Source organism: Brevundimonas sp. Root1423 (assembly GCF_001426805.1).
The window spans coordinates 1-21747 of the sequence record NZ_LMFL01000020.1; the positions used below are offsets into that span (position 1 = coordinate 1).

At 68.0% G+C, this 21747-nt stretch carries 17 protein-coding genes, 1 tRNA gene and 8 pseudogenes; 11 read left to right on the plus strand and 15 right to left on the minus strand.

From position 1 onward, the window contains the following. Positions 1-337: 337 nt before the first annotated feature. On the minus strand, positions 338-523 hold the full coding sequence (locus ASD25_RS30430; protein WP_156389298.1) for a hypothetical protein: 186 nt from the start codon (positions 521-523) through the stop codon (positions 338-340). 75 nt (positions 524-598) lie between these two features. Here ASD25_RS30430 and argB point away from each other — a divergent pair, with 75 nt between their 5' ends. From argB to ASD25_RS12615, 4 genes and pseudogenes are all read left to right on the plus strand, one after another. After that, positions 599-1525 (plus strand): acetylglutamate kinase, encoded by a 927-nt coding sequence (gene argB / locus ASD25_RS12600; protein WP_056617308.1) that lies wholly within the window; start codon positions 599-601, stop codon positions 1523-1525. Beyond that, positions 1522-2214, plus strand: a complete 693-nt coding sequence (locus ASD25_RS12605) for a pyrimidine 5'-nucleotidase (RefSeq protein ID WP_156389299.1) — start codon at positions 1522-1524, stop codon at positions 2212-2214. Before argB ends, ASD25_RS12605 begins: the two co-directional genes overlap by 4 nt. Further along, a pseudogene (locus tag ASD25_RS12610) lies at positions 2214-2977 on the plus strand (2,3,4,5-tetrahydropyridine-2,6-dicarboxylate N-succinyltransferase). Before ASD25_RS12605 ends, ASD25_RS12610 begins: the two are co-directional and overlap by 1 nt. Positions 2978-3204: 227 nt before the next feature. Then, positions 3205-4221, plus strand: coding sequence for an ATP-binding protein (locus tag ASD25_RS12615; protein ID WP_369816586.1), 1017 nt, complete (start codon positions 3205-3207; stop codon positions 4219-4221). Here ASD25_RS12615 and ASD25_RS12620 read toward each other — a convergent pair. After that, positions 4218-5439, minus strand: a pseudogene (locus tag ASD25_RS12620) (PQQ-dependent sugar dehydrogenase). The gene ASD25_RS12615 and the pseudogene ASD25_RS12620 sit on opposite strands and share 4 nt — an antisense overlap. 153 nt (positions 5440-5592) lie before the next feature. Between ASD25_RS12620 and ASD25_RS12625 the strand changes: the two are divergent. From ASD25_RS12625 to aguB, 4 genes are all read left to right on the plus strand, one after another. Beyond that, positions 5593-5669 (plus strand) — tRNA-Met (locus ASD25_RS12625). Between the two features lie 227 nt (positions 5670-5896). Then, complete coding sequence (locus ASD25_RS12630; protein ID WP_082572377.1) at positions 5897-8575, plus strand: TonB-dependent receptor; 2679 nt, start codon at positions 5897-5899, stop codon at positions 8573-8575. Between the two features lie 144 nt (positions 8576-8719). Continuing rightward, positions 8720-9724 (plus strand): agmatine deiminase family protein, encoded by a 1005-nt coding sequence (locus tag ASD25_RS12635; protein WP_082572379.1) that lies wholly within the window; start codon positions 8720-8722, stop codon positions 9722-9724. Next, positions 9724-10593, plus strand: a complete 870-nt coding sequence (gene aguB, locus ASD25_RS12640; protein WP_056617311.1) for an N-carbamoylputrescine amidase — start codon at positions 9724-9726, stop codon at positions 10591-10593. The genes ASD25_RS12635 and aguB overlap by 1 nt, the downstream gene beginning before the upstream one ends. Here aguB and ASD25_RS12645 read toward each other — a convergent pair. The 5 genes and pseudogenes from ASD25_RS12645 to ASD25_RS12665 all read right to left on the minus strand — a co-directional run bounded on the left by ASD25_RS12645 (position 10560) and on the right by ASD25_RS12665 (position 14687). Then, complete coding sequence (locus tag ASD25_RS12645) at positions 10560-11345, minus strand: hypothetical protein (RefSeq protein WP_056617314.1); 786 nt, start codon at positions 11343-11345, stop codon at positions 10560-10562. The genes aguB and ASD25_RS12645 overlap by 34 nt on opposite strands. Further along, positions 11342-11839: a hypothetical protein gene (locus ASD25_RS12650; protein ID WP_056617317.1), complete on the minus strand. Its 498-nt coding sequence runs from the start codon at positions 11837-11839 to the stop codon at positions 11342-11344. The genes ASD25_RS12645 and ASD25_RS12650 overlap by 4 nt, the downstream gene beginning before the upstream one ends. A gap of 108 nt (positions 11840-11947) precedes the next feature. Beyond that, positions 11948-12298 (minus strand): hypothetical protein, encoded by a 351-nt coding sequence (locus ASD25_RS29395; protein WP_082572383.1) that lies wholly within the window; start codon positions 12296-12298, stop codon positions 11948-11950. A gap of 132 nt (positions 12299-12430) precedes the next feature. Next, positions 12431-13410: pseudogene (locus ASD25_RS12660) on the minus strand (deoxyhypusine synthase). 99 nt (positions 13411-13509) lie between these two features. Next, a pseudogene (locus ASD25_RS12665) lies at positions 13510-14687 on the minus strand (type III PLP-dependent enzyme). Positions 14688-15004: 317 nt separating this feature from the next. Here ASD25_RS12665 and phnC point away from each other — a divergent pair. The 3 genes from phnC to phnE are packed head-to-tail and all read left to right on the plus strand — an operon-like array spanning position 15005 to position 17621. Next, a complete protein-coding gene (phnC, locus tag ASD25_RS12670; protein WP_156389300.1) occupies positions 15005-15808 on the plus strand; it encodes a phosphonate ABC transporter ATP-binding protein in 804 nt (267 codons plus the stop codon). After that, the gene (gene phnD, locus ASD25_RS12675; RefSeq protein WP_056617319.1) at positions 15805-16806 is read left to right on the plus strand and encodes a phosphate/phosphite/phosphonate ABC transporter substrate-binding protein; all 1002 of its coding nucleotides are present in this window, start codon (positions 15805-15807) and stop codon (positions 16804-16806) included. The genes phnC and phnD overlap by 4 nt, the downstream gene beginning before the upstream one ends. 56 nt (positions 16807-16862) lie before the next feature. After that, positions 16863-17621: a phosphonate ABC transporter, permease protein PhnE gene (gene phnE / locus ASD25_RS12680; RefSeq protein ID WP_056617427.1), complete on the plus strand. Its 759-nt coding sequence runs from the start codon at positions 16863-16865 to the stop codon at positions 17619-17621. 72 nt (positions 17622-17693) lie between these two features. Here phnE and ASD25_RS30435 read toward each other — a convergent pair whose 3' ends face one another. The 8 genes and pseudogenes from ASD25_RS30435 to ASD25_RS12710 form a co-directional block, all read right to left on the minus strand. Continuing rightward, entirely contained in the window at positions 17694-17918 is a 225-nt protein-coding gene (locus ASD25_RS30435) for a His/Gly/Thr/Pro-type tRNA ligase C-terminal domain-containing protein (RefSeq protein ID WP_369816587.1), read from the minus strand. Positions 17919-18040: 122 nt separating this feature from the next. After that, positions 18041-18471: pseudogene (locus ASD25_RS30440) on the minus strand (His/Gly/Thr/Pro-type tRNA ligase C-terminal domain-containing protein); the annotation flags it as partial. A 1-nt stretch (position 18472) separates the two neighbouring features. Then, positions 18473-18672: pseudogene (locus tag ASD25_RS31965) on the minus strand (aminoacyl--tRNA ligase-related protein); the annotation flags it as partial. 4 nt (positions 18673-18676) lie between these two features. Then, positions 18677-19020: pseudogene (locus tag ASD25_RS31970) on the minus strand (aminoacyl--tRNA ligase-related protein); the annotation flags it as partial. A gap of 1 nt (position 19021) precedes the next feature. After that, positions 19022-20146 (minus strand): annotated as a pseudogene (locus tag ASD25_RS31975) (threonine--tRNA ligase); the annotation flags it as partial. Continuing rightward, on the minus strand, positions 20143-20394 hold the full coding sequence (yidD, locus tag ASD25_RS12700) for a membrane protein insertion efficiency factor YidD (RefSeq protein ID WP_056617330.1): 252 nt from the start codon (positions 20392-20394) through the stop codon (positions 20143-20145). The pseudogene ASD25_RS31975 and the gene yidD, both read right to left, overlap by 4 nt. A 44-nt stretch (positions 20395-20438) precedes the next feature. Further along, positions 20439-20909: an iron-sulfur cluster assembly scaffold protein gene (locus ASD25_RS12705; RefSeq protein WP_056617332.1), complete on the minus strand. Its 471-nt coding sequence runs from the start codon at positions 20907-20909 to the stop codon at positions 20439-20441. An 18-nt stretch (positions 20910-20927) separates the two neighbouring features. Beyond that, positions 20928-21746 (minus strand): tetratricopeptide repeat protein, encoded by an 819-nt coding sequence (locus ASD25_RS12710; RefSeq protein WP_056617335.1) that lies wholly within the window; start codon positions 21744-21746, stop codon positions 20928-20930. Position 21747: the final 1 nt, after the last annotated feature.

Here is a 21747-nt window from a genome sequence, read left to right on the forward strand (position 1 = left end):
TTCGTGGTCTGCGAGATCGTCTCCACGTCGCCCAGCGTGTGGTAGCCCGCGTCAATCGCGCCATACCAGCCGTTCGGCTCAGCCGCCGCAGCGCCGGCCGACAGGGCGAGAGCCCCGGCGGCGCTGGTGGCCATAATAAAAGTCTTTACGCGCATCGGTGGATGCCCTCCGCAGCCCAAGTGAATCTGTGACGGCGTCAAGCGCAGCCGCCGGGTTGTCATAACAGCCCCGCTAGCCGAGGTCGAGCGGTGTAAGCCGATAAGCGGGCCAGCGTGGCTATATAGCTACAACCTTGAAATCCGGCCGGCCTGCGGATTCAAGGGGCGCGTGTGCCTGGTCAGCCCCCGCCTGTACGACCCGTGGCCTTGCCGGTCCCCTCGCACACGGGGCAGGTTTCTCCGGCGGCAGTGACGCTCGCGCCCTGGCACTCCGGGCACAGCGTCGGGTCGGCGTGCTGGAGCGAGGCGGGATCGACCGGATTCGATGGCGTCAGGTCGCGGTCGTCGATGTCGTGAGGGTTCATGCCGGGTGGAACGGCCCCGGCGCCGTCCGGTTTCATGATGACAGCGGCCGGCCCTGGCTTTACTGAGCCGCCATCATGGACGAGACCGAACGGCAATCCGAGGAACGCGGCTGGGACACGGCGAAGACGCTGGCCGAGGCCCTGCCGTACATCCAGATCTACGATCGCAAGACGGTGGTGATCAAATACGGCGGCCACGCCATGGGCGAGAGCGCCGTGGCGAAGCAGTTCGCCGCTGACGTCGTCCTGCTGAAGCTGATGGGCGTGAACCCCGTCGTTGTGCACGGCGGCGGCCCGCAGATCAGCGCCATGCTGGACAAGGCCGGCGTGCGCTCCAGCTTCGTCGACGGTCTTCGTGTCACGGACGCGGACACCATGCAGGTGGCCGAGATGGTCCTGTCGGGGGCGGTCAACAAGGAGATCGCCCACTGGATCACCATGGCCGGGCGCGAGGCGGATGTCCGCGGCATCGGCCTGTCGGGCAAGGACGCCGGCCTGCTGACGGTAGAGAAGACCCGCCGGACCAAACGCGACCCCGACAGCATGATCGAGCACGAGGTCGATCTGGGCTATGTCGGCGAACCCACGAAGGTCGACGCCAAACTGATCACCCGCCTGCTGGAATCCGACGCCGACTGGGTGCCTGTGATCGCGCCGATCGGCGTGGCCGAGGACGGCCAGACCTTCAACGTCAACGCCGACACCGTGGCGGGCGCCATGGCCGGGGCGCTGGGCGCCAAACGCATGCTGCTGCTGACGGACGTGGCCGGGGTCAAGGGCGCGGACGGCCAGATCATTCGCCAGATGACCGTGGGCGAGGCTTCGAAGCTGATCGACGACGGCGTGGCCACCGGCGGCATGATTCCCAAGCTGCAGACCGCCATGGCGGCCGTGCGCGACGGGGTCGAGGCCGTGGTCATCCTGGACGGCCGCCGTCCCCACGCCATGCTGGTGGAGCTGTTCACCGAACACGGCGCCGGCACCCTGGTGAAGGCGGAATGAGCGCTGAGGCCGTCGAGGCGACGGAGCTGGGCGCCGACCTGCGTCACATCCGCAGCTGGATCTTCGATCTGGACGACACCCTGTATCCGCCCGAGTCGCAGTTCATGGGGCTGATCCAGCAGCGCATAAACGACTATGTGGTGCGCACCTCGGGCCTGCCGGCGGACGAGGCCCTGGTGGTCCAGAAGGGCTATCTGCACGACTACGGCACCTCGCTGGCCGGGCTGATGGCCCACTACCGGATCGATCCGCACGACTTCCTTGCCGAGGTGCACGACGTGCCGCTGGACGTGCTGACGCCTGATCCCGGCCTGCGCGCGGCGCTGGAGCGGCTGGACGGGCCGCGCATCGTCTTCACCAACGGATCGAAGGCCCACGCCCGGCGCGTGATCGAGCGGCTGCAACTGGCGGACCTGTTCCACGGCCTGTTCTCGCTGGAGGACGCCGATCTGATCCCCAAGCCCGATCCACGCACATTCGCCCGGATGACTGAACAGTTCGGCGTCGCTCCGGACTCGGCCGCCTTCTTCGAGGATACGGTGCGCAACCTCGAACCGGCCCACGCCATCGGCATGACGACCGTGCTGGTCGGAACCCGGGCGCACGACCCGAACATCCCCTTCGTCGACCACCGGGCCGCTTCGCTCGGCCCCTTCCTCGCCACCGCCCGCCTGCCCGGAGACGCCTGATGCTGGATCGTGCGCACCTTGAATCCGTCATCGAAACCGCTTGGGAGGAACGCGCCGATATTTCAGTTTCGACCCACGGCGAGGTTCGCAAGGCCGTCGAACAGGCTCTGGCGCTGCTGGATTCGGGCGAGGCCCGGGTGGCGTCGCGCGGCGCCGACGGCGTCTGGACCACCCATCAGTGGCTCAAAAAGGCCGTGCTGCTGTCGTTCCGCCTGAACCCCAACACCCGTATGGGGGCGCCCGTCGGGGCGACCATGGGCGTCACCGATCCGACGCCGGGGCCGTATTGGGACAAGGTCCCGGTCAAATGGGCCCACTGGACCGAGGCCGATTTCGAGCGCAGTGGCTTCCGGGCCGTGCCCGGGGCCGTGGCGCGTCAGGGCGCCTTCATCGGCCGCAACGTCGTGCTGATGCCCAGCTTCGTCAACATCGGCGCCTATGTGGATGAAGGCTCGATGGTCGACGCCTGGGCCACGGTCGGGACGGCTGTTTCATCGGCGCCCGCGCCGAGGTGGCCGAGGGCGTGATCGTGCGCGAGGGCGCCGTCCTGGCCATGGGCGTCTATCTGTCGGCCTCGACGAAGATCATCGACCGGGCCACCGGCGAGGTCTTCCGCGGCGAGGTGCCGGCGTATTCCGTGGTGGTGCCGGGCAGCCTGCCCGACCCGAACGGCGGGCCGTCGCTGTACTGCGCCGTCATCGTCAAACGGGTGGATGCACAGACGCGCGCCAAGACTGGAGTCAACGAGCTGCTGCGCGACTGACGCCGATTCACGCGCCCTCGAAACCTTCGCTATAGTCCGGAAATGTCAGCGGAACCTGTGTCAGAGACCGGACAGGGCGATCTTGCGCCCGAGGCTGTCGCGGCCGTCGCCCGGCTCGACGCCGTGCCGTCGATCCTCGAGGTCTGCTGCCGCATAACGGGTATGCGGTTCGCCGCCGTCGCCCCGTCACCGAGGACCGCTGGGTCGCCTGCGCCGTCCGCGACGAGATTGCTTTCGGCCTCGGTGTCGGCGGCGAACTGCCGATCAAAACGACCCTGTGCGATGAGGTGCGGGCGTCGCGCGAGGTCATCGTCTTCGACCACGCCGCTGAAAATCCGCTGTACGCCGACCATCACACGCCGCGGACCTATGGCCTGCAGAGCTATATCTCCATGCCGATCGTCCGCGCCGACGGCAGCATGTTCGGGACCCTGTGCGCGATCGACCCCGATCCTCATCCGGCGTCGAAGCCCGAGACGGTCGAGACCTTCCGCCTGTTCGCCCAGCTGATCGCGGCCCAGATGGACGCCCAGGACCGGCTTGAGCAGTCCGAAGCCGCCCTTCTGGATGCGCGCGAGACGGCCGAGCTGCGCGACCAGTTCATCGCCGTCCTGGGCCACGACCTGCGCAATCCGCTGGCCGCCGTCCAGGCGGGGGCGGAAATGCTCAAGCGGACCGAACTGAGCGACAAGGCCCGGCAGGTCGTCGAACAGATGCAGGTCAGCGGCCATCGCATGGGACGGCTGATCAACGACGTCCTGGACTTCGCCCGCGGCCGGCTGGGCGGCGGCCTTCCGATGGACCGGAAACCGGGGGTGCAACTGCGCGGGACGGTCGAACAGGTCATCGAGGAGATCCGGGCGACCCACGGCCATCGCGCCATCCGCACCGAGCTGGCGCTGGCCCGGCCCGTGGCCTGCGACCCGGACCGCATCGGCCAGTTGCTCTCGAACCTTCTGGCCAACGCCATCACGCACGGCGCCCCGGACACAGAGATTGCCGTGCGCGCGGTCAGCGACGAGCGCGGTCTGGAACTTTCGGTGTCCAACGGCGGCGCGGCCATTCCATCGGCGGCGCGCGCCGGCCTGTTCAAGCCGTTCACGCGGCTGCGGCCCGGCGAGGTGCGGGAGGGACTGGGTCTGGGTCTTTATATCGCCGCCCAGATCGCCTCGGCCCACGGCGGCGACATGGACGTGGCCTCCGACGACCGGGAGACCCGGTTCACCTTCCGTATGCCGGCCTAGCGGGCCGCCAGTCGGACCAGCTTGCCGTTCTGCTCGTCGGTGACGGCCCAGACCGCGCCGTCCGGTCCGACCGCGACGTCGCGGACACGTTCGCCCAGGTCCGTCATCAGCCGCTCCTCGCCGACCACCCGATCGCCTTCGAGCACCAGCCGGGCGATGTGCTTTTCCTTCAGCCCCGCGACCAGCAGATTGCCGCGCCAGCCCGGGAACATCGCCCCGTCGTAGAAGGTCATGCCGCCCGGTGCGATGACGGGGTCCCAGTAGTAGACGGGCTGCTCCATCCCCTCACGCGCGGTGATTCCCTCGTTGATCGGGCCGCCGGCGTATTCGACGCCATAGGCGATGACCGGCCAGCCATAGTTCTTGCCGGCTTCCGGGCGGTTCAACTCGTCGCCGCCGCGCGTGCCGTGCTCCATGGTCCAGACGGCGCCGTCGGAGGCGACGGCCACGCCCTGGACGTTGCGGTGGCCCAGCGACCAGATCTCCGGCAGGGCGCCCTCGCGGCCGACGAAGGGATTGTCGCGTGGGACCGAACCGTCGGCGTTGATGCGGATCAGCTTGCCCATGTGCGAGCCCAGATCCTGGGCCTGCGGCCGCATCGGCTTGTCAGACCGCTCGCCCAGGGTGACGAACAGATGGCCCGCGCTGTCGAAGGACAGCGCCGAGCCGAAATGCTTGTCGCCATTATAGACGGGCAGGGCGCGGAAGATGACCTGAACGTTCTCGACCCGGACTCCGTCATCGGACAGCCGTCCACGCGCGACCGAGGTGGCGTTGCCGCCTTCTCGCGGCTCGGCGTAGCTCCAGTAGATCAGACGATCAGCGCCGAAAGTCGGGCCGACGGCGACATCCAGCAGGCCGCCCTGGCCGCGCGCGTCGACGGCGGGCAGGCCGGCGACCGGTTCTCCGACCGCGCCCTGGGCGGTGATGATGCAGGCGGCCGGGCCGCTCGGTCACCAGCCAGCGGCCGTCGGGCAGCAGGGCCAAGCCCCAGGGATGCTCCAGCCCGGACGCCACGATGCTGTGCGCCAGCGCCGCTTCGGTGCGGACGCCCGGCGCCCGGGTCTGACCCGGGAAGGCGGGCTGCTGGTTCGCCCCATTGGCGGGACGGGTTTCAAGGGGTGTCCCGGCGACGGGAGCCGCGCTCTGTCCATTTGCGCCACAGGCGGCGGAAAGGGCGGCGGCGGCCACCGTGGCGGCGAAGGCGAACAGGCGCATGGGAATCCCCTTGAACAGAACAGCGTACGAACGGCCCGTCAGCCTAGCCGTTCCGCGCCTGCGGCGTCACGCGCCTCGCTTGTCGACGACGGCGTTTACTCGACTTGAATCCGCCATCGCCCGCCTATATAGGCACGGGACTCGAGCAATCGGGGCTGGGTAGCTCAGCTGGTTAGAGCGGTGGATTCATAACCCACAGGTCGGCGGTTCGAGCCCGCCTCCAGCCACCACCTCTCCTCTCCCGAAGCAAAGCCTGGCCGAACGCAGATACCGGTCATCCACAGCTAATCGGTCCACACCAGTGTGTCTCCCGGGTCACCCGCCGGGGCTGTCATATCACTGTCACACGAATGTCGTCCCACTTTCCCATGGCACGCCTAGAGGGGGCGGGATTTCAACCGGCTGCCACGGCCGGTCGCAGGGCGCACGTGCCCATCTTCATCGGGGATAGATGACAATGACGAACCGCAAACGCGTGTTCTGGGCCACCACGGCCCTCTTCAGCGGCCTCCTGGTCGCCGGAGCCGCTTCCGCCCAGACCTCGGGCACGGTCGCGACCGAAGGCGCCACTGAGCTGGACACCGTGGTCGTCACGGGCTCGCGTACGCCCGTCATCACCGGCGTCATCGCCCAGACGGTTCCCAAGACCCGCTCCAGCATCGGCCAGGAGTTCATCGCGACCCAGACCGCAGGCCAGACGATCCTTCAGAGCCTGAACCTGGTCCCCGGCCTGAACTTCGTGAACAGCGACCCCTATGGCAACTCGGGCGGCAACATCCGCCTGCGCGGCTTCGACGGCAACCGCGTCTCGCTGACCTTCGACGGCATGCCGCTGAACGACACCGGCAACTACGCCTCGTACACGAACCAGCTTCTCGACAGCGAACTGATCGAGCGCGCCTCGGTCAACCAGGGCACGACCGACGTCGACAGCCCGACCGCCTCGGCCACCGGCGGCACCATCGCCTTCATGTCGGCCCGCCCACTTGAAGAGGCCGGCGGTCAGCTCAATGTCTCGATCGGCGAGAACAACTACGAGCGCGCCTTCGTGCGCGTCGACACGGGCGCCTTCGGCCCGTGGGGCACGACGGCCTGGCTGGCCGCGTCCTACACGAACTACGACAAGTTCCGCGGGCCGGGCGAGCTGGAGAAAACCCAGTTCAACGGCAAGATCTACCAAGACCTGGGCGGCAACGGGAACTTCGCCAGCCTCGCCGCCCACTATAACCGCAACCGCAACGCGGCCTTCTTCAACAACTACACCCTGGCCCTGTTCAACGCCGGCACCGAGCCGCTGGAAAACGACATCGCCTGTTTCCGTCCGTTTGGGGCCAACGGCTCCGTCCAGGACGAGAACAACTCGTCGAGCCGCATCCAGTCCGACGGTTCGAACGCGACGGGCAACTGCACCAGCGCCATCGCCAACCGTATCAACCCGTCCGACACCGGCAACGTTCGCGCCCAGTTCAGCTATGGGCTGACCGACAACCTGCGCTTCACCTTCGACCCGTCCTACCAGTACACCCTCGCCACGGGCGGCACGACCACCAGCCTGCTGAACGAGCGTGACGACCGGCTGGACCAGAACCGTCTCAACAACAACAGCGCGACGGGCCTCAGCGCGATCACCAACGCCCAGTGCCTGACTGCGGCCTTCCGCACCACCGGCGTCGACCTGAACGGCGACGGCGACACCTGCGACAACGTCCACGTCTATGCGCCCTCGGTGACCAACACCAACCGCTACGGCCTCTCCAGCTCGCTGATCTGGGACCTGAACGACGATCACCGCGTCCGCGCCGCCTATACGCTGGACTACGGCCGTCACCGTCAGACGGGCGAAGGCTCGTTCATGACCCGCCTTGCCGAGCCGGTTGACCCGTTCAGCACCTTCAACCGCCCGGAAGCAGCCGTCACGGGCCGTGACGGTTCGATCTACCGCTTCCGCGACCGCTTCTCGATCGCCGAACTGCAGCAGTTCGCCGTCGAGTACATCGGCGACTTCTTCGACGACTCGCTGACGATCAACCTGGGCGTCCGCGCGCCGAAGTTCACCCGCGAGCTGAACCAGTACTGCTTCTCGCAGAACGGCACCTCGACGGTGCGTTGCACCACCGAGACGCCGGCCTCGACGCTGGCCAACGGCAATGTCACCTTCGCCTCGACGGGCACCACCCAGTACATCCCGCCGTACCAGGCCACCCTGAGCTTCGACGATGTCCTGCCGAACCTCGGCGCCGTCTACCGCTTCGGCGGCGGCCACAGCGTCTACGCCAGCTACGCCGAAGGCCTCTCGGTGCCGCGGACGGACAACCTGTACCAGCCGGTGCGCAGCGCCAGCGGCGCGATCGACTTCTCCACTGTGCAGCCGGAGCGCACCAAGGCCTACGACCTGGGCTACCGCTTCCGCAACGCCCGCCTGATCGCCCAGGCGGCCCTGTGGTACATCGAATACGACAACCGCATCGTCAGCGCGCGGGACAACGATCCGTCCTCGCCGACCTTCGACCTGATCGTCGACCGCAACGTCGGCGCCGTGAAACAGTCGGGCTTCGACGGTCAACTGGGCTACATCTTCTCGGACAACTTCGCCCTCAACGCGTCGGCGTCGTATAACCAGAGCGAGCTCCAGGACGACCTGTTCCTCGGCAACTTCAACTGCACCCCCGCGTCGCAGGTTCCGGGTTCCACCCCTGTCTGCCCGGCCGGTGGTCTGGCGATCCCGACCTACGTCTTCACCAAGGGCAAGACCCTGGTCGAGACGCCGGACTGGACCTTCTCGCTCCGCGGCGACTGGGACGTGACCGAAAACCTGTCGGTCGGCCTGCAGGCCAAGTACGTCGGCGAGCGTTTCGCCACGGACAACAACGACGAAGTCTCGCCGGCCTATACGGTCGCCGATATGGACGTCCGCTATGACCTGACGGACAGCATGGGCATCCGCGGCGCCTATGTGCAGCTCAACGTCACCAACCTGTTCGACGAGGAGTATCTGGGCAACATCTCGACCGGCAACTCCGGTCTGGCTGCGCCCCAGAGCACCGACCCGCGCGTGCCGCTGCGCGCTGGCCAGGCCCGGACCTACTCCATCGGTTCGCCGCGCACCGCGCAGATCACCCTGGGCATGAAGTTCTAGTCCAGGTCTGACACCAGAGACGAACGAGGGCGGCCTGTTCACAGGCCGCCCTTTTTCCATGGCCCGCCTTCCACGCCCGTGCGTTGAAACCGGACCCCGCGCTCGCTATCTGGCGCGATCGGTCATTCGCCGATACGAGGCCCCATGAACCAGTTGCCCATCCCCGCCGAATGGACGCCGCACCGCGCGATGTGGGTCGGCTGGCCCAGCCACGCCGAGCTGTGGGAAGACAACCTCGAACCGGCCCAAGCCGAGGTCGAGGCGCTCGTGCGCGCGCTCGCCGGTCCCGGCCGTGAACATGTGAAACTGCTGGTCGGCAAGCCGGAGGCGCTGGATGACGCCCGCGCGCGGTTCGACGGCGTCGCCGGGGTCGAGGTGGTCGACGGCCGGTTCGGCGACATCTGGCTGCGCGACACCGGTCCGATCTTCGGCGCCGGCTCGGCCAGCGCGGCCGCCTTCCGCTTCAACGGCTGGGGCGGAAAGTACGAGCTTGAGTATGACGACACCGTCGCTGACCAGATTGGACAGGCTTCGGGTACGCCCCTGACCCGCAACGACTTCATTCTTGAGGGTGGCGCGGTCGAGCACGACGGTCAGGGCACGATCCTGACCACGCGCCAGTGCGTCCTGAACGCTAACCGCAACCCCGGCTGGACCGAGGAAAAGGCCGAGGCTGCGCTGGCCGGGTCGCTGGGCGCGAAGAAGGTTCTCTGGCTCGGCGACGGCCTGCTGAACGACCACACCGACGGCCACGTGGACAATCTGGCCCGTTTCGTCGCGCCGGGCGTCGTCGCCTGCCCGGTGGCCTGGGGCAAGGGCGATCCCAACGACCACGTCTATGACGCCGTGGCCCGCGCGCTGTCGCAGATGACCGACGCCACCGGCGCGCCGCTCAAGGTGTTGCGCCTGCCCTCGCCCGGCTTCGTCGGAGATGAGGACGAAAAGCCCGTGCCGGCCAGCCACATGAATTTCCTCATCGCCAACGGCGCCGTCATCGTGCCGACCTATGGCGACGACCGCGCCGCTGATCTGGCCTGTCAGGGTCTGGCGACGGTCTTCCCGGACCGAGAGATCATCGCCCTGCCGTCCATCGCCATCCTGTCGGGCGGCGGATCCTTCCACTGCATCTCCCAGCAGGAGCCCGCCTGATGGCCCGCACGATCTCGGTTGCCGCCCTGCAGACCTCCTATGGCGAGGACATGCAGGCCAATATTGCGAAGACCATCGAGCTGGTGCGCGATGCCGCGAGCAAGGGCGCGCAGGTGATCCTGCCGTCCGAACTGTTCCAGGGGCCCTATTTCTGCGTCAGCCAGGAAGAGAAGTGGTTCGCCACCGCCCATCCGTGGCGCGAGCATCCCTGCGTGACGGCGCTGCAGCCCGTCGCCGCCGAACTGGGCGTCGCCATCCCCGTCTCGATCTTCGAGCGCGAGGGGCCGCACTATTTCAACAGCATGGTCATGCTGGACGCCGACGGCCGCGCCCTGGGCGTCTATCGCAAGAGCCACGTCCCGGACGGCCCCGGCTATCAGGAGAAATACTATTTCCGCCCCGGCGACACGGGCTTCAAGGTCTGGGACACGCGCCACGGCCGGATCGGCGTCGGCATCTGCTGGGACCAGTGGTACCCCGAAACCGCCCGCGCCATGATGCTGCAGGGCGCCGAGGTGCTGTTCTATCCGACCGCCATCGGCTCGGAGCCGCATGACAAGGAGCTGGACACCGCGGACCCTTGGCGGCGCGCCATGCAGGGGCACGCTGTCTCCAACGTCGTGCCGGTCGTCGGCGCCAACCGCACGGGACATGAGACCGTCACCGAGGCCGGTCAGGTCTTCTACGGCTCGTCCTTCATCGCGGACCATCGCGGCGATCTGGTCGAAAGCTTCGGCCGCGACGACGAGGGGGCGCTGGTCCACACCTTCGACCTCGATTACGTCGACCGGCACCGCGCGGCCTGGGGCTTCTTCCGCGACCGGCGGACGGACCTCTACGGCTCGCTGACGGCGCCCCGCCCGGCCTGAGCCACCTGGGCTAGGGCGCGGCGTTCGGCGGCGCAGCCGGGGTTGGTCAGCCCCTCCGCGCGCGCGGCTGCGACCTCGGCTCGCGCGGCTTCCAGATCGGCGGCGAAGGCAGGCGAGGTCTCGGCGGCGATCAGGCGCTGACCCAGCACGGCGCCGTCCGCGACGTCCGCCGGCCAGTTCATGCGGCAGATCGCGCGGCTCAGCCCGATCTCGCGGCCCATCCGGCGGGCTTCGGCGGCGCGGTCGGGCGCGAGGGCCGCGAACATCTCCCCCCAGGCCGCGCCCGCGACGGCGCCGCCCGCCGGCCATGACGGACCTTCGCGCATGGCGTCATTGACCCTCTGACAGGGCTCCAGTCCTGCGATGGCCTTGATCGGGCGCGGGCGGGGCGAACGCTCGGCCAGCAGGCGCGTCAGGCTGTCGGCGTCGCTCAGCAGGCGGTTCATCAGACGCGACAGGGCCGGACGAGGCTGCTGCGCAAACCGGGCCCCCAGCGCGCAGTCGAAATGCTGGGCTCCGTCCGGCGCCGCCAGCTGGGCGTGGGCCGTGGCCATCCACCAGCGGTCTGTGCCGGGTTCAGTGGGCGGGACATCGGAATGCGACCACGGCGCGGGCGCCGGAGCCGCATCGGCGAGGGACCGGATCGCGCTCGCGTCGAGATAGCCCTGCAATGTCTCCGCAGGCGCGGGACGGCCGCCCGAGGCGCAGGCGCCCAGAAGGACGCAGGCCGCGACCGCCGCGCCGCGGCTCACCCGCCGGCGGTCCAGTCGAGCTGGACGTTGGTCTCGCCACTGTCTGTCGGGGTGGCGACGACGCGCAGCAGCTTGCCGCTGCCGTCCTCGGCGGCGGCGCCGTAGGCGCGGGCGTCGCCCTGGTTCATCGCCATGACCGAGGCCAGACCCGCGGCTTCCGCGGCCTTGCGATAGTAGGCGATGATCGCGTCGGGCGAGGACGGCGTCGTGAAGCTGACGATACCGCCGGGACCGCTGGGCCCCTGGGCGGTCGTCGCCGGGCCGGTCGGGGTTCCGCCCGGATAGATGACGGCGAACGATGGCGCGCCCGCCGCAGCGGGCTTCGGCGCGACGGCCGGCGGTTCGGGGAAGGCGGGCCCGGCGGCGGGCGCAGCGCGTGCCGCCGTATCGACCGCGGCGTCATCGGCGGCGGCGGACTCGGGCGCAGGGCCCTGGCCGCAACCGGCCATAGCCAGAGCCGCCGTCAGACCGGCGGCCGCGAACATGCGCTTCATCCCGTATCGTCCCTGATAAGACTGATTGATTACATCCACCGTGGCGCAAGGCTGCGGCGGCGGCAAGGCGGGTTCACGCCTTCGGAAAGGCGCGGAATGACGCGGGCGTCAGCCCGTGGCCGCGTCGGCCTGATCCGGCTTGCCTTCCGCGGGGTCCGCGGCCGGCCCAGTCTTGTCCGCGCCGGTGTTGTTGATCGGGTTCGGGTCGGCGTTCGAGGGCGACTGCGGGTCAGCCGAGGCCATGCCTTCGGTGGCCAGACTTTCGTTGATGGCGTCCTGATCCGGATCGACGTCCGAGCCGGTGGCCGCGCCGCCCTGCAAGGAGCCCGCCCGGGTGTCCGACCCCATGCCAGACCCTGACAGGGCATCGGTCATGGCGTCGGGCTTGCGGCCCAGATCGGGCTTCTCGCCCATGTCCTCGGCCTCGCGGGCGTCCTCGGTCTGGTTCTGGTCGGTCATGGCGAAGCTCCTTCGCCAGACAAAGCGAACCGCGCGCGCGGCGGTTCCGCAGACGAAAAGAGCCGGGATCGAAATCCCGGCTCCTCTCTTTTTTGCGCTACCGCACGGCTCGCGGAGCCTCGCTGCTTCAGCTTATTTGCCGAACAGCTTGTTCCAGCGGCGCTTGTCGCGGTTCTTCCAGGTCCCGCGGTGATAGGCGTCCGAGCCGATCAGCGGCACGACCGTGGTGGCTTCGGCGAAGACCATCTGCTCATGGGTGGTCTGGACCTTGCCCCAGGATGCGGCTTCCTTGAGCGTCGAGGACGAGCAGGCGCCGTCGCGCACGTCGGCGACCGTGATCTGCACGGCGTATTTGTGCATCTCGGCCTCAACGCCGAGGATCTCGGCGCAGACGACGGTATCCTGGGCAAAGTTCTTGGGCACGCCGCCGCCGACCATGAACAGGCCGGTGACGCCCGCCGCGATCTTGACGTCGGTCAGTTCGCGGAAGTCCGCCACCGCGTCGATCATCCCGAAGCCGGCCGAGCTGTCGACGAAGGCCGGGCAGAAGATCGGCACGCCCTCTTCATAGGCGGTCTGGATCAGCGAGCCGGGCTTCTTCGCGTTGCCCTCGGACAGCCACTTGCCCATCTCCCAGATGAACTCGCGCGAGGAATAGCCGCGCGGCTCAAGCCGGTTGCAGATCTCCAGAATGGTGTGGTCACACGCCTGGAGCTCTTCCTCGTCGATGTAGGTGTCGTAGATCCGGTCGATGTAGTTGTCGCGCAGGACGTTGTCGTCCACCTCGCCGGCGGCCTGGTAGTGTTTATGTCGACGATCGAGGCGCCGGTGGCGACCACGGCGTCGATCATGCCGAACTTCACCATGTCCCGGTACACGTGCATGCAGCCGCCGGCCGAGGTCGAGCCGGCCAGGATCAGCCAGGGCGAGCAGGCCTTGTCTTCCAGCGCCATGTTGAAGATGTCGGCGGCCCGGGCCGTGTCGCGGCTCGAGAACGACATCTTGCGCATGCTGTCGATGATCGGACGGGCGTCGAAGGACGTGATGTCGACGTGCTCGACGGTGTTCTGGAGCAGCAGGGCTTTCTGGTTCGACTGAACAGGAGCGTTCATTGCAAGGGTTTCCCTTTGATTTGAGCGCCCGTCGTCAAAGGAAACAGCGGCCCGGACGGAGCGACGGGCCGCTGCTGAATACAACGCATCAGCGACGGTTTAGCGCCGTTGCTTCTTCCGCTGGCCGGCCTTGCCCTTGGGGCGCGAAAGGCGAACGACCTTGCGAGCGGTCTCTTCCGCCGTGGTGCGCACGGTCGGGATGGAGCGCGGAGCCAGGCCGTACAGGGACGCCATCGGGGCGTCGCCGACCGCGGCGATGTCGTGTTCGCCATAGCCGTTGAAGCCGGTCGACATGGCCACGCCATAGGCGCCCAGCATGCCGATCTCGATGAAGTCGCCTTCCTGCACATCGGCCGGCAGCCAGAACGGTCCCGGCATGTGGTCGATGGAATCGCAGGTCGGGCCGTAGAAGCGGAACGGCTTCAGATCGCTCGACGCATCGCCGTCCCGGACCAGTTTGGTCGGGAAGGGCCAGCGCGAGTGGGTGGCGTCGAACAGCGAGCCGTAGGACCCGTCGTTCAGATACAGGGCGTCGCCCTTGCGCAGATCGACGCGGCACAGGACCGACGAGGACTCGGCGACCAGCGCGCGGCCGGGCTCGCACCACAGTTCGGTGGTGTGGGTGACCGGCATCTCGGCGAAACCGCGATGAATGGCGTCGGCGTATTCGCTCATGTCCGGCGGGACCATGCCCGGATAGACCGAGGGGAAGCCGCCGCCGACATCGACGATGTCGACGATCACGCCGGCGCGGCTGATGGCGCGGCCGACCTGGGCCATGGCGGCCTCATAGGCGGACGGGCGCATGCACTGCGAACCGACGTGGAAGCAGACGCCCATCAGGCCGTCGACCACCGCCTGGCGCGTGGCCATCAGCAGCGACGGGGCCTGATCCGGCGAGACGCCGAACTTGCCCGACAGGGAATAGGCGGCTCCGTCGGCCGAGACCGTCATGCGGACCAGCAGGTTCAGGTCGGTCGCATTGCCGGTGGCGTCGAGGATCTTGGCCAGCTCGTCATGGCTGTCCAGCGAGAAGGTGCGGACGCCATGGTCGAAATAGGCGCGGGTGATCGCGCCGCGGCTCTTGACCGGATGCATGAAGGCCAGACGCGCATTGGCGCTGACCGAACGCACCAGTTCGATCTCGGCGAGCGATGCGACGTCAAAGGCGGTGACGCCGGCCTCGACCAGGGTCTCGATGACCCAGCGCGGAGTGCGACGGGACGTTCAGGGGACCGCTCGCGGACCAGGTCCAGGGGAAATGGATACGTGCGCAATTCACGTAAACCCCTGTAATTGTTAAACCCAGACCGGCGTTAGCAGCGCAACGTTAGACCACGGGGTCCGCCGGAAGCCGGGGATGTAGGGTCATGGACCTGTCATGTAAAGCGGTTTTTTCTAGGCGGGCCATGGGTTTGCCGGGGAATCATCAGCGCACGGAGCACGCGCGACGCTCTGCAAGCTTCGCAGTGTCAGGCTGCACGCCGCCAGCATATCAACGACGGCGTCGGCTGCCTTGCGCAGGGAAGCCGCGACCGGGCTCTCCCGGCAGAGCTTCAGGCCGCGCAGGCGTTCGTATGATCCGACTGCCGTTATGCTGGACGAAATCCTCGCGGACGTGCCATTATCCGTGAAGGACGTGTCCAAGACTTTCGGCGCCCGAAAGGCCCTGAACGGCGTGTCCGTCGAGGTCGGGGCCGGAGAAATGGTCGCCCTGATCGGCCCGTCCGGGTCCGGCAAGTCGACCCTTTTGCGCTCGATCACCGGGCTGCAGACCATCGACTCCGGCAAGGGGACGATCACGGTCTTCGGCGAGACCGTCCAGAAGAACGGCCGCACAACGGGCGCGACCCGCGCCGCGCGCCAGAAGCTGGGCATGATCTTCCAGCAGTTCAATCTGGTCGGACGTCTGTCGCTGTTTTCCAACGTCATGCTGGGCGCGCTCGGTCGCCTGCCCGGCTGGCAGGGCTTCCTCGGCGCCTGGCCGAGTGCGGACAAGCAGCGCGCCATGGCGGCCCTGCACCGCGTCGGCGTGTCCGACTATGCGGCCCAACGCGCCAACACCCTGTCCGGCGGGCAGCAGCAGCGCGGCGCCATCGCCCGCGCGCTCGTCCAGGGCGCCAAGGCCATCCTCGCCGACGAACCCGTCGCCTCGCTGGATCCCGTGTCCGCCCGCAAGGTGATGGAGTTGCTGGTCGAGCTGAACAAGCGCGACGGCCTCGGCGTCATCGTCACCCTGCACCAGGTCGACTACGCCATCCGCTACTGCGACCGGGTCATCGCCCTGAAGGCCGGCCAGATCGTCTATGACGGCCCGGCGACCGGCCTCGACACCAAACAGCTTATCGACATCTACGGTCCCGAGTTCGAGGACGCGTTCTGGGAAACCAAGGCATGACCTTCGCACCCGTCACCCGCCGGCTGGGCCTCATCGCCGCCGCCGCCGCCATGCTCGGCCTCGCTTCCTGTGGAGGCGGCGAGACCAAGTCCGCGGCCGCCCCGACCGAGATCACCTTCTCCATCCTGTCCGCCGAGGGCCAGGCCTCGGCCGGCCCGCTGTGGCAGCCGCTGCTGGAAGACATGTCCAAGGCCATCGGCGTCGAGGTAAAGCCCTATTTCGGCTCGAACTACACCGTCCTGGTCGAGGCCATGCGCGGCAACCAGACCCAGGTCGCCTGGTTCTCGGCCAAGCCCGCCGTCGAGGCCATTGACCGCGCCGACGCCGAAGTCATCGCCCGCACCGTCAACAAGGAAGGGCTGGACAGCTATCGCTCCACCCTGATCGTGCGCGCCGGTTCGGGCATCACGCTGGAGCAGGTCATGGCCTGCGGCAAGCGGTACGACTTCGGCATCGGCGACGCCCAGTCGACGTCGGGCACGCTGGCCCCGATGGCCTTCCTGTTCAATCCGCGCAACGTCGTCCCGGCCCAGTGCTTCAAGACCGTCCGCTCGGCCAACCACCAGTCGAACGCCTTCTCGGTCGCCTCCGGCGTGCTGGACGTGGCGACGTCGAACACCGTCAACACCGTCTTCCTGCGCAAGCAGAACCCCCAGGTCGCCGCCCAGATTCAGGAAATCTGGCAATCGCCCCCGATTCCGGAAAGCGGCATCCTCGTGCGTGAGGACCTCGATCCCGCGCTGAAGGAAAAGATCCGCAGCTTCTTCCTGACCTACGGCCAGGGCGAAGGCGTCGAGGCCGAGCGTCAGCGTCAGGTGCTGGCCGGTCTGGAATATTCGCGCTTCAACGCGGCCGACGACGGCTATCTGAACCCGATCCGCGAAATGGTCGCCGACCAGAAGCTGGGCGAGGCCCGGGACAAGGGCGACGCCGCCGGCGTCGCCGCGGCCGAGCGTGAACTTCAGCGCCTGCGCAGCCTGCGTGAGGTCCAGCCTTGACCGACGCCGCCGCCCAGACGCCCGCGACGGCCATTCCCAACCCGCCCTCGAAATCGATGGGCGCGTGGGCGCTCGACATCCTGATCTGGGGCGGCGTGGCCGCCCTGCTGATCTACAGCTTCGGCCCGGTCGAACTGGCGAACATCACCAATCTGTTCAGCAACAACGAGAACACCCAGAATTTCGCCCGCGAACTGCTGCGGCCCGACTTCGCCAACTGGAAGCTGTTCGTCGCCAAGATGTGGGAGACGGTGCAGATCGCCCTGTGGGGCACCTTCATCGCCGTCTTCGCCGCCGTTCCCATGGGTCTGGCCGCCGCGCGCAACATCGCCCCGGTCTGGATCGTGACGCCCGTCCGCTGGCTGATGAACCTGCTGCGTTCGATCCCCGATCTGGTCATCGGCCTGCTGTTCGTCGTCGCCGTCGGCCTGGGCCCTCTGGCGGGCGTGCTCGCCATCGCCCTGAACACCGCCGGCGTGCTGGCCAAGCTGTTCTCGGAAGCCGTCGAGTCCATCGACAAGGGCCCCGTCGAGGGCGTGCGCGCCACCGGCGCCTCCAAGCTGCACGAGATCGTCTGGGGCGTGATCCCGCAGGTGGCGCCGCTGTGGACGTCCTTCGCCCTGTACCGCTTCGAGTCGAACAGCCGCTCGGCCACGGTGCTGGGTCTGATCGGCGCCGGCGGCATCGGTCAGGTGCTGTTCGACAGCATGAACGCCTTCGACTTCCGCGACGTCTCGGCCATCGTGGTCGTGGTCGTGGTCGCCGTGACCCTGATCGACATGCTGTCGCAGGCCATGCGCAAGCGCCTGCTCTAACGGCTCGACACCGCCCAGTGAAAAGCCCGCCACCGCGATCGCGATGGCGGGCTTTTTGTTTCCCCGTCCGGATCAGGCGGGCCGCAGATCCGGCGGCGTGGCCTCTTCCGTCAGGATGCGGATCGCCTCGTCCAGCGACACGACCTCCTGCGCCTGTGAGCCAAGCCGGCGGATAGCGACCGTGCCCTGTTCGGCCTCGTTCTTGCCGACCACGGCGATGACCGGAACCTTGCCGACCGAGTGTTCGCGCACCTTGTAGCCGACCTTCTCGTTGCGCAGGTCGAGCTCGGTCCGCAGGCCCCCTTGAAATGATTGACNTCAATCGCACCAAGGGCTACGGTTTCGTGGTGCGCGACGGGACCCTGTACATGTCGGGCGGCCAGATCCGCGCCGGCATCGTCTTCCGCGGTCCCAACGGCGAGCCGGCGGATAGCGACCGTGCCCTGTTCGGCCTCGTTCTTGCCGACCACGGCGATGACCGGAACCTTGCCGACCGAGTGTTCGCGCACCTTGTAGCCGACCTTCTCGTTGCGCAGGTCGAGCTCGGTCCGCAGGCCGGCGGCCTTGAACCGGGCCTGGACCTCGCGGGCGTAGTCGTCCGCTTCGGAGACGATGGTCGCGACCACCGCCTGCGTCGGCGCCAGCCACAGGGGGAAGGCCCCGGCGTAGTTCTCGATCATGATGCCGATGAACCGTTCAAACGATCCGAGGATGGCCCGGTGCAGCATGACCGGCCGGTGCTTCTGGCCGTCCTCGCCGATATATTCCGCGTTCAGACGTTCCGGCAGGACATAGTCCAGTTGCAGCGTGCCGCAGGTCCAGGTCCGCAGGAGAGCACCGTCGTCCTGGCNCCGAGGATGGCCCGGTGCAGCATGACCGGCCGGTGCTTCTGGCCGTCCTCGCCGATATATTCCGCGTTCAGACGTTCCGGCAGGACATAGTCCAGTTGCAGCGTGCCGCAGGTCCAGGTCCGGCCGATGGCGTCCTTGACGATGAAGTCCAGCTTGGGCGCGTAGAAGGCGCCGTCGCCCTCGGCGATGACCGGCTCGATGCCNTGCAGCGTGCCGCAGGTCCAGGTCCGGCCGATGGCGTCCTTGACGATGAAGTCCAGCTTGGGCGCGTAGAAGGCGCCGTCGCCCTCGGCGATGACCGGCTCGATGCCTGCCTTCTTGGACGCGTCCAGCAGCATTGCCTCGGCCTTGTCCCAGAACTCGTCCGTGCCCGCCCGAACCTCGGGCCGCGTCGCCAGGGCGATCTCGTGCGTCTCCATGCCGAGGTCGGCGTGGATCATCCGCGTCAGACGGATGAACCGCTCCGTCTCGTCGACGATCTGGTCCTCGCGGCAGAAGATGTGGGCGTCGTCCTGGGTGAAGCCGCGCACCCGCATCAGGCCGTGCAGNCGGATGAACCGCTCCGTCTCGTCGACGATCTGGTCCTCGCGGCAGAAGATGTGGGCGTCGTCCTGGGTGAAGCCGCGCACCCGCATCAGGCCGTGCAGGGCGCCCGACGGCTCATAGCGGTGGCAGGCCCCGAACTCGGCCATGCGCAGCGGCAGCTCGCGGTACGACCGCTGGCCCTGATCGAAGATCTGGACGTGGCCCGGGCAGTTCATCGGCTTGAGGCTGAGGGTCTCGCTGCGGCGTCTTGACCTCGACATAGCCCGCGGCGTCCAGCCGGCGACGCATGTATGCCTCCAGCACGCGCCACAGCTCCCAGCCCTTGGGATGCCAGAAGACCATGCCCCGGCCTTCCTCCTGCATGTGGAACAGGCCCATGGCCTTGCCGATGCGGCGGTGGTCCCGCTTCTCGGCCTCCTCGACGCGCAGCAGATAGGCGTCCAGATCCTCCTTCGAGGCCCAGGCCGTGGCGTAGATGCGCTGCAGTTGCGGATTGCGGTGATCGCCGCGCCAGTAGGCGCCCGCCAGCTTGGTCAGCTTGAAGGCCTTGCCGACAAACTTGGTCGACGGGAAATGCGGCCCGCGGCACAGGTCGACCCAGCCGCCGGTGGCATAGGTCGTGATCGTCTCCGTGCCCGGAAGATCGCGGATCAGCTCGGCCTTGAAGCTCTCGCCCTTGCTCTCGAACAGCTTGATCGCCTCGTCGCGGTCCCAGACCTGCCGGACCAGCTTCTCGTCACGGTCGACGATCTCGGCCATCTTCTTCTCGATGGCGGCGAAGTCGTCCGTCGAGAACGGCTCCTCGCGGAAGAAGTCGTAGTAGAATCCGTCCTCGATCGCGGGGCCGATGGTCACCTGCGTTCCCGGGAACAGCTCCTGCACGGCCTGGGCCAGCACGTGGGCGGCGTCGTGGCGGATGGTCTCGAGGGCCTCGGGATCGTCGCGCATGATCAGCTTGAAGTCGCCGGAGCCGCCCAGCGGGCGGTCCAGATCGCGCTGTTCGCCGTTCAGGGCGACAAGCGCCGCGCGCTTGGCCAGCGACGGCGAGATGGAGGCGGCGACGTCACGGCCCGTGGCGTCGTCGGGATACTGGCGCGAGGCGCCATCGGGGAATTTGAGATCGATCATCGTTTCGTCTTTGCGGGCGGGACCGGATCGTATTTCCAGCCTTCGCTGAGAGGGTGGCATTTGCAGAGGCGTCTGACCGTGAGCCATCCCCCCTTGAGCGGTCCGTGCTGGATCAGCGCGTCCCGCCCATAGTCCGAGCAGGTCGGCCGGAACCGGCACGACTGCCCGATCAGGGGCGACAGCGTCAGCTTGTAGCCGCGATGGGCCAGCCGCACGCCGCGTTCATAGAGAGTTCCGCCGGAAGCCATGTCGCCGCGCTTATCCCTCGCAAAGGCTGCGGGGGCAACGGGCTCTAGGCCGCGCCGGCGAGGCTAGTTCGCGTGTCCGGGCCCTTTCGGGCGATCGCCTGCCGCATCGCATCCAGCGTCGCCTCGATCGCGACCATGGTGGAGGCGTGGCGGGCGGGATAGTCGGCCACCTGTTTCAGGGCCCGCAGGCCTTCGAAACGGCCGGTCGGGCCCTCGCCCCCGGACTTCAGCATGACTGACATGGCGTCGCGAGCGTCGATCAGTTCATCCAGCGAGGCGCCGATCACGCTTTCGCCCAGCACCCCGGCGGCGGCCTGTCCCAGCGCGCAGGCCTTCACATCCTGTGCGAACGCCAGAACCCGCCCGGCGTCGTCCAGCGTCACGTCCACGACCGCCTTCGAGCCGCACAGCTTCGCCACCCGCTCGCCCGTGCCTTCCGGCGCAGGCAGGCGTCCGCTGTGCGGCAGATTGGCCGCCAGCCTGAGGATGCGCGCGCTGTAGAGCTCGTCGATCATGAGCCGGAATATAGGGGATCAGTTGCCTTGGAGCGAGCGCCAGGTGCGCGCCTGATCGACGGACCCGTCCTTGGCCCGGTCCCGCAGCCACTGCAGGTTGGCGTCGGCGGCCTCGGGCGGCAGGTCCCGGCGCAGGATCTGTTCGGCCTCGTCGATCTTGCCGCTCAGGCCCAGCACCATGGCCAGGTTCAGCCTTACCTTCAGCGTTGCGCCCGGCTGGGCGGCGGCGCGGCGCAGCAGCGGCTCGGCCGTGACGGAGTCGCCCTGGGTCATGGCCGAGATCGCCATATTGGTCAGGACGGAAGGATTGTCAGGCGACAGGGCCAGGGCCTGCGCCCAGGCGGCGCGGGCGTCAGCGGGCCGGCGAACCTGCTCATAGGCCGTCCCCAGCAGCGACCAGGCCTGCCAGTCGTTCGGGCGGGCGTTGCGGGCCTGTTCAAGGGCGGCGACGCCATAGAAGGCCTGACCTCGCGCGATATGGGCGCGGCCGACTTCCAGCATGGCGTCGGCGTTGTTCGGCTGGATGACCAGCACGCCCTGGGCGATCTCGGCGGCCTGATCGTAGCGGCCCAGATCGCGCAGCGCGGCGGCGGCCTTCACACCGGCGACCGGATCACGCGGGTCGATGTCAGCCTGATCGGTCCAGAACACCGACCGGCTCAGCGCGTCGGAACGTTCATAGGCGGCGCGCACCTCCGCGCTGGCCGGCTGTCGCGGCGCAACGGGAGCGGCGGCCTGCGGGCGGGCAGGAGGCTGGGTTCCGGCCTGGGCGTGCGCCGCACCGGCGGCGCCCGAAAACAGGACGAGGATTGCGAGAGAGGCTGTCGTGCGCGACATG

Excerpts from the sequence above, each read along its gene's own strand:
- phnD (WP_056617319.1), top strand. The coding sequence starts at position 15,805 with ATGACCTTCGCACCCGTCACCCGCCGGCTGGGCCTCATCGCCGCCGCC.
- ASD25_RS12705 (WP_056617332.1), bottom strand. The coding sequence starts at position 20,909 with ATGATCGACGAGCTCTACAGCGCGCGCATCCTCAGGCTGGCGGCCAAT.
- argB (WP_056617308.1), top strand. The coding sequence starts at position 599 with ATGGACGAGACCGAACGGCAATCCGAGGAACGCGGCTGGGACACGGCG.
- ASD25_RS30430 (WP_156389298.1), bottom strand. The coding sequence starts at position 523 with ATGAACCCTCACGACATCGACGACCGCGACCTGACGCCATCGAATCCG.
- ASD25_RS12650 (WP_056617317.1), bottom strand. The coding sequence starts at position 11,839 with ATGAAGCGCATGTTCGCGGCCGCCGGTCTGACGGCGGCTCTGGCTATG.
- ASD25_RS12710 (WP_056617335.1), bottom strand. The coding sequence starts at position 21,746 with ATGTCGCGCACGACAGCCTCTCTCGCAATCCTCGTCCTGTTTTCGGGC.
- ASD25_RS12605 (WP_156389299.1), top strand. The coding sequence starts at position 1,522 with ATGAGCGCTGAGGCCGTCGAGGCGACGGAGCTGGGCGCCGACCTGCGT.
- ASD25_RS29395 (WP_082572383.1), bottom strand. The coding sequence starts at position 12,298 with ATGACCGACCAGAACCAGACCGAGGACGCCCGCGAGGCCGAGGACATG.
- phnC (WP_156389300.1), top strand. The coding sequence starts at position 15,005 with ATGCTGGACGAAATCCTCGCGGACGTGCCATTATCCGTGAAGGACGTG.
- ASD25_RS12630 (WP_082572377.1), top strand. The coding sequence starts at position 5,897 with ATGACGAACCGCAAACGCGTGTTCTGGGCCACCACGGCCCTCTTCAGC.
- yidD (WP_056617330.1), bottom strand. The coding sequence starts at position 20,394 with ATGGCTTCCGGCGGAACTCTCTATGAACGCGGCGTGCGGCTGGCCCAT.
- aguB (WP_056617311.1), top strand. The coding sequence starts at position 9,724 with ATGGCCCGCACGATCTCGGTTGCCGCCCTGCAGACCTCCTATGGCGAG.
- ASD25_RS12635 (WP_082572379.1), top strand. The coding sequence starts at position 8,720 with ATGAACCAGTTGCCCATCCCCGCCGAATGGACGCCGCACCGCGCGATG.
- phnE (WP_056617427.1), top strand. The coding sequence starts at position 16,863 with ATGGGCGCGTGGGCGCTCGACATCCTGATCTGGGGCGGCGTGGCCGCC.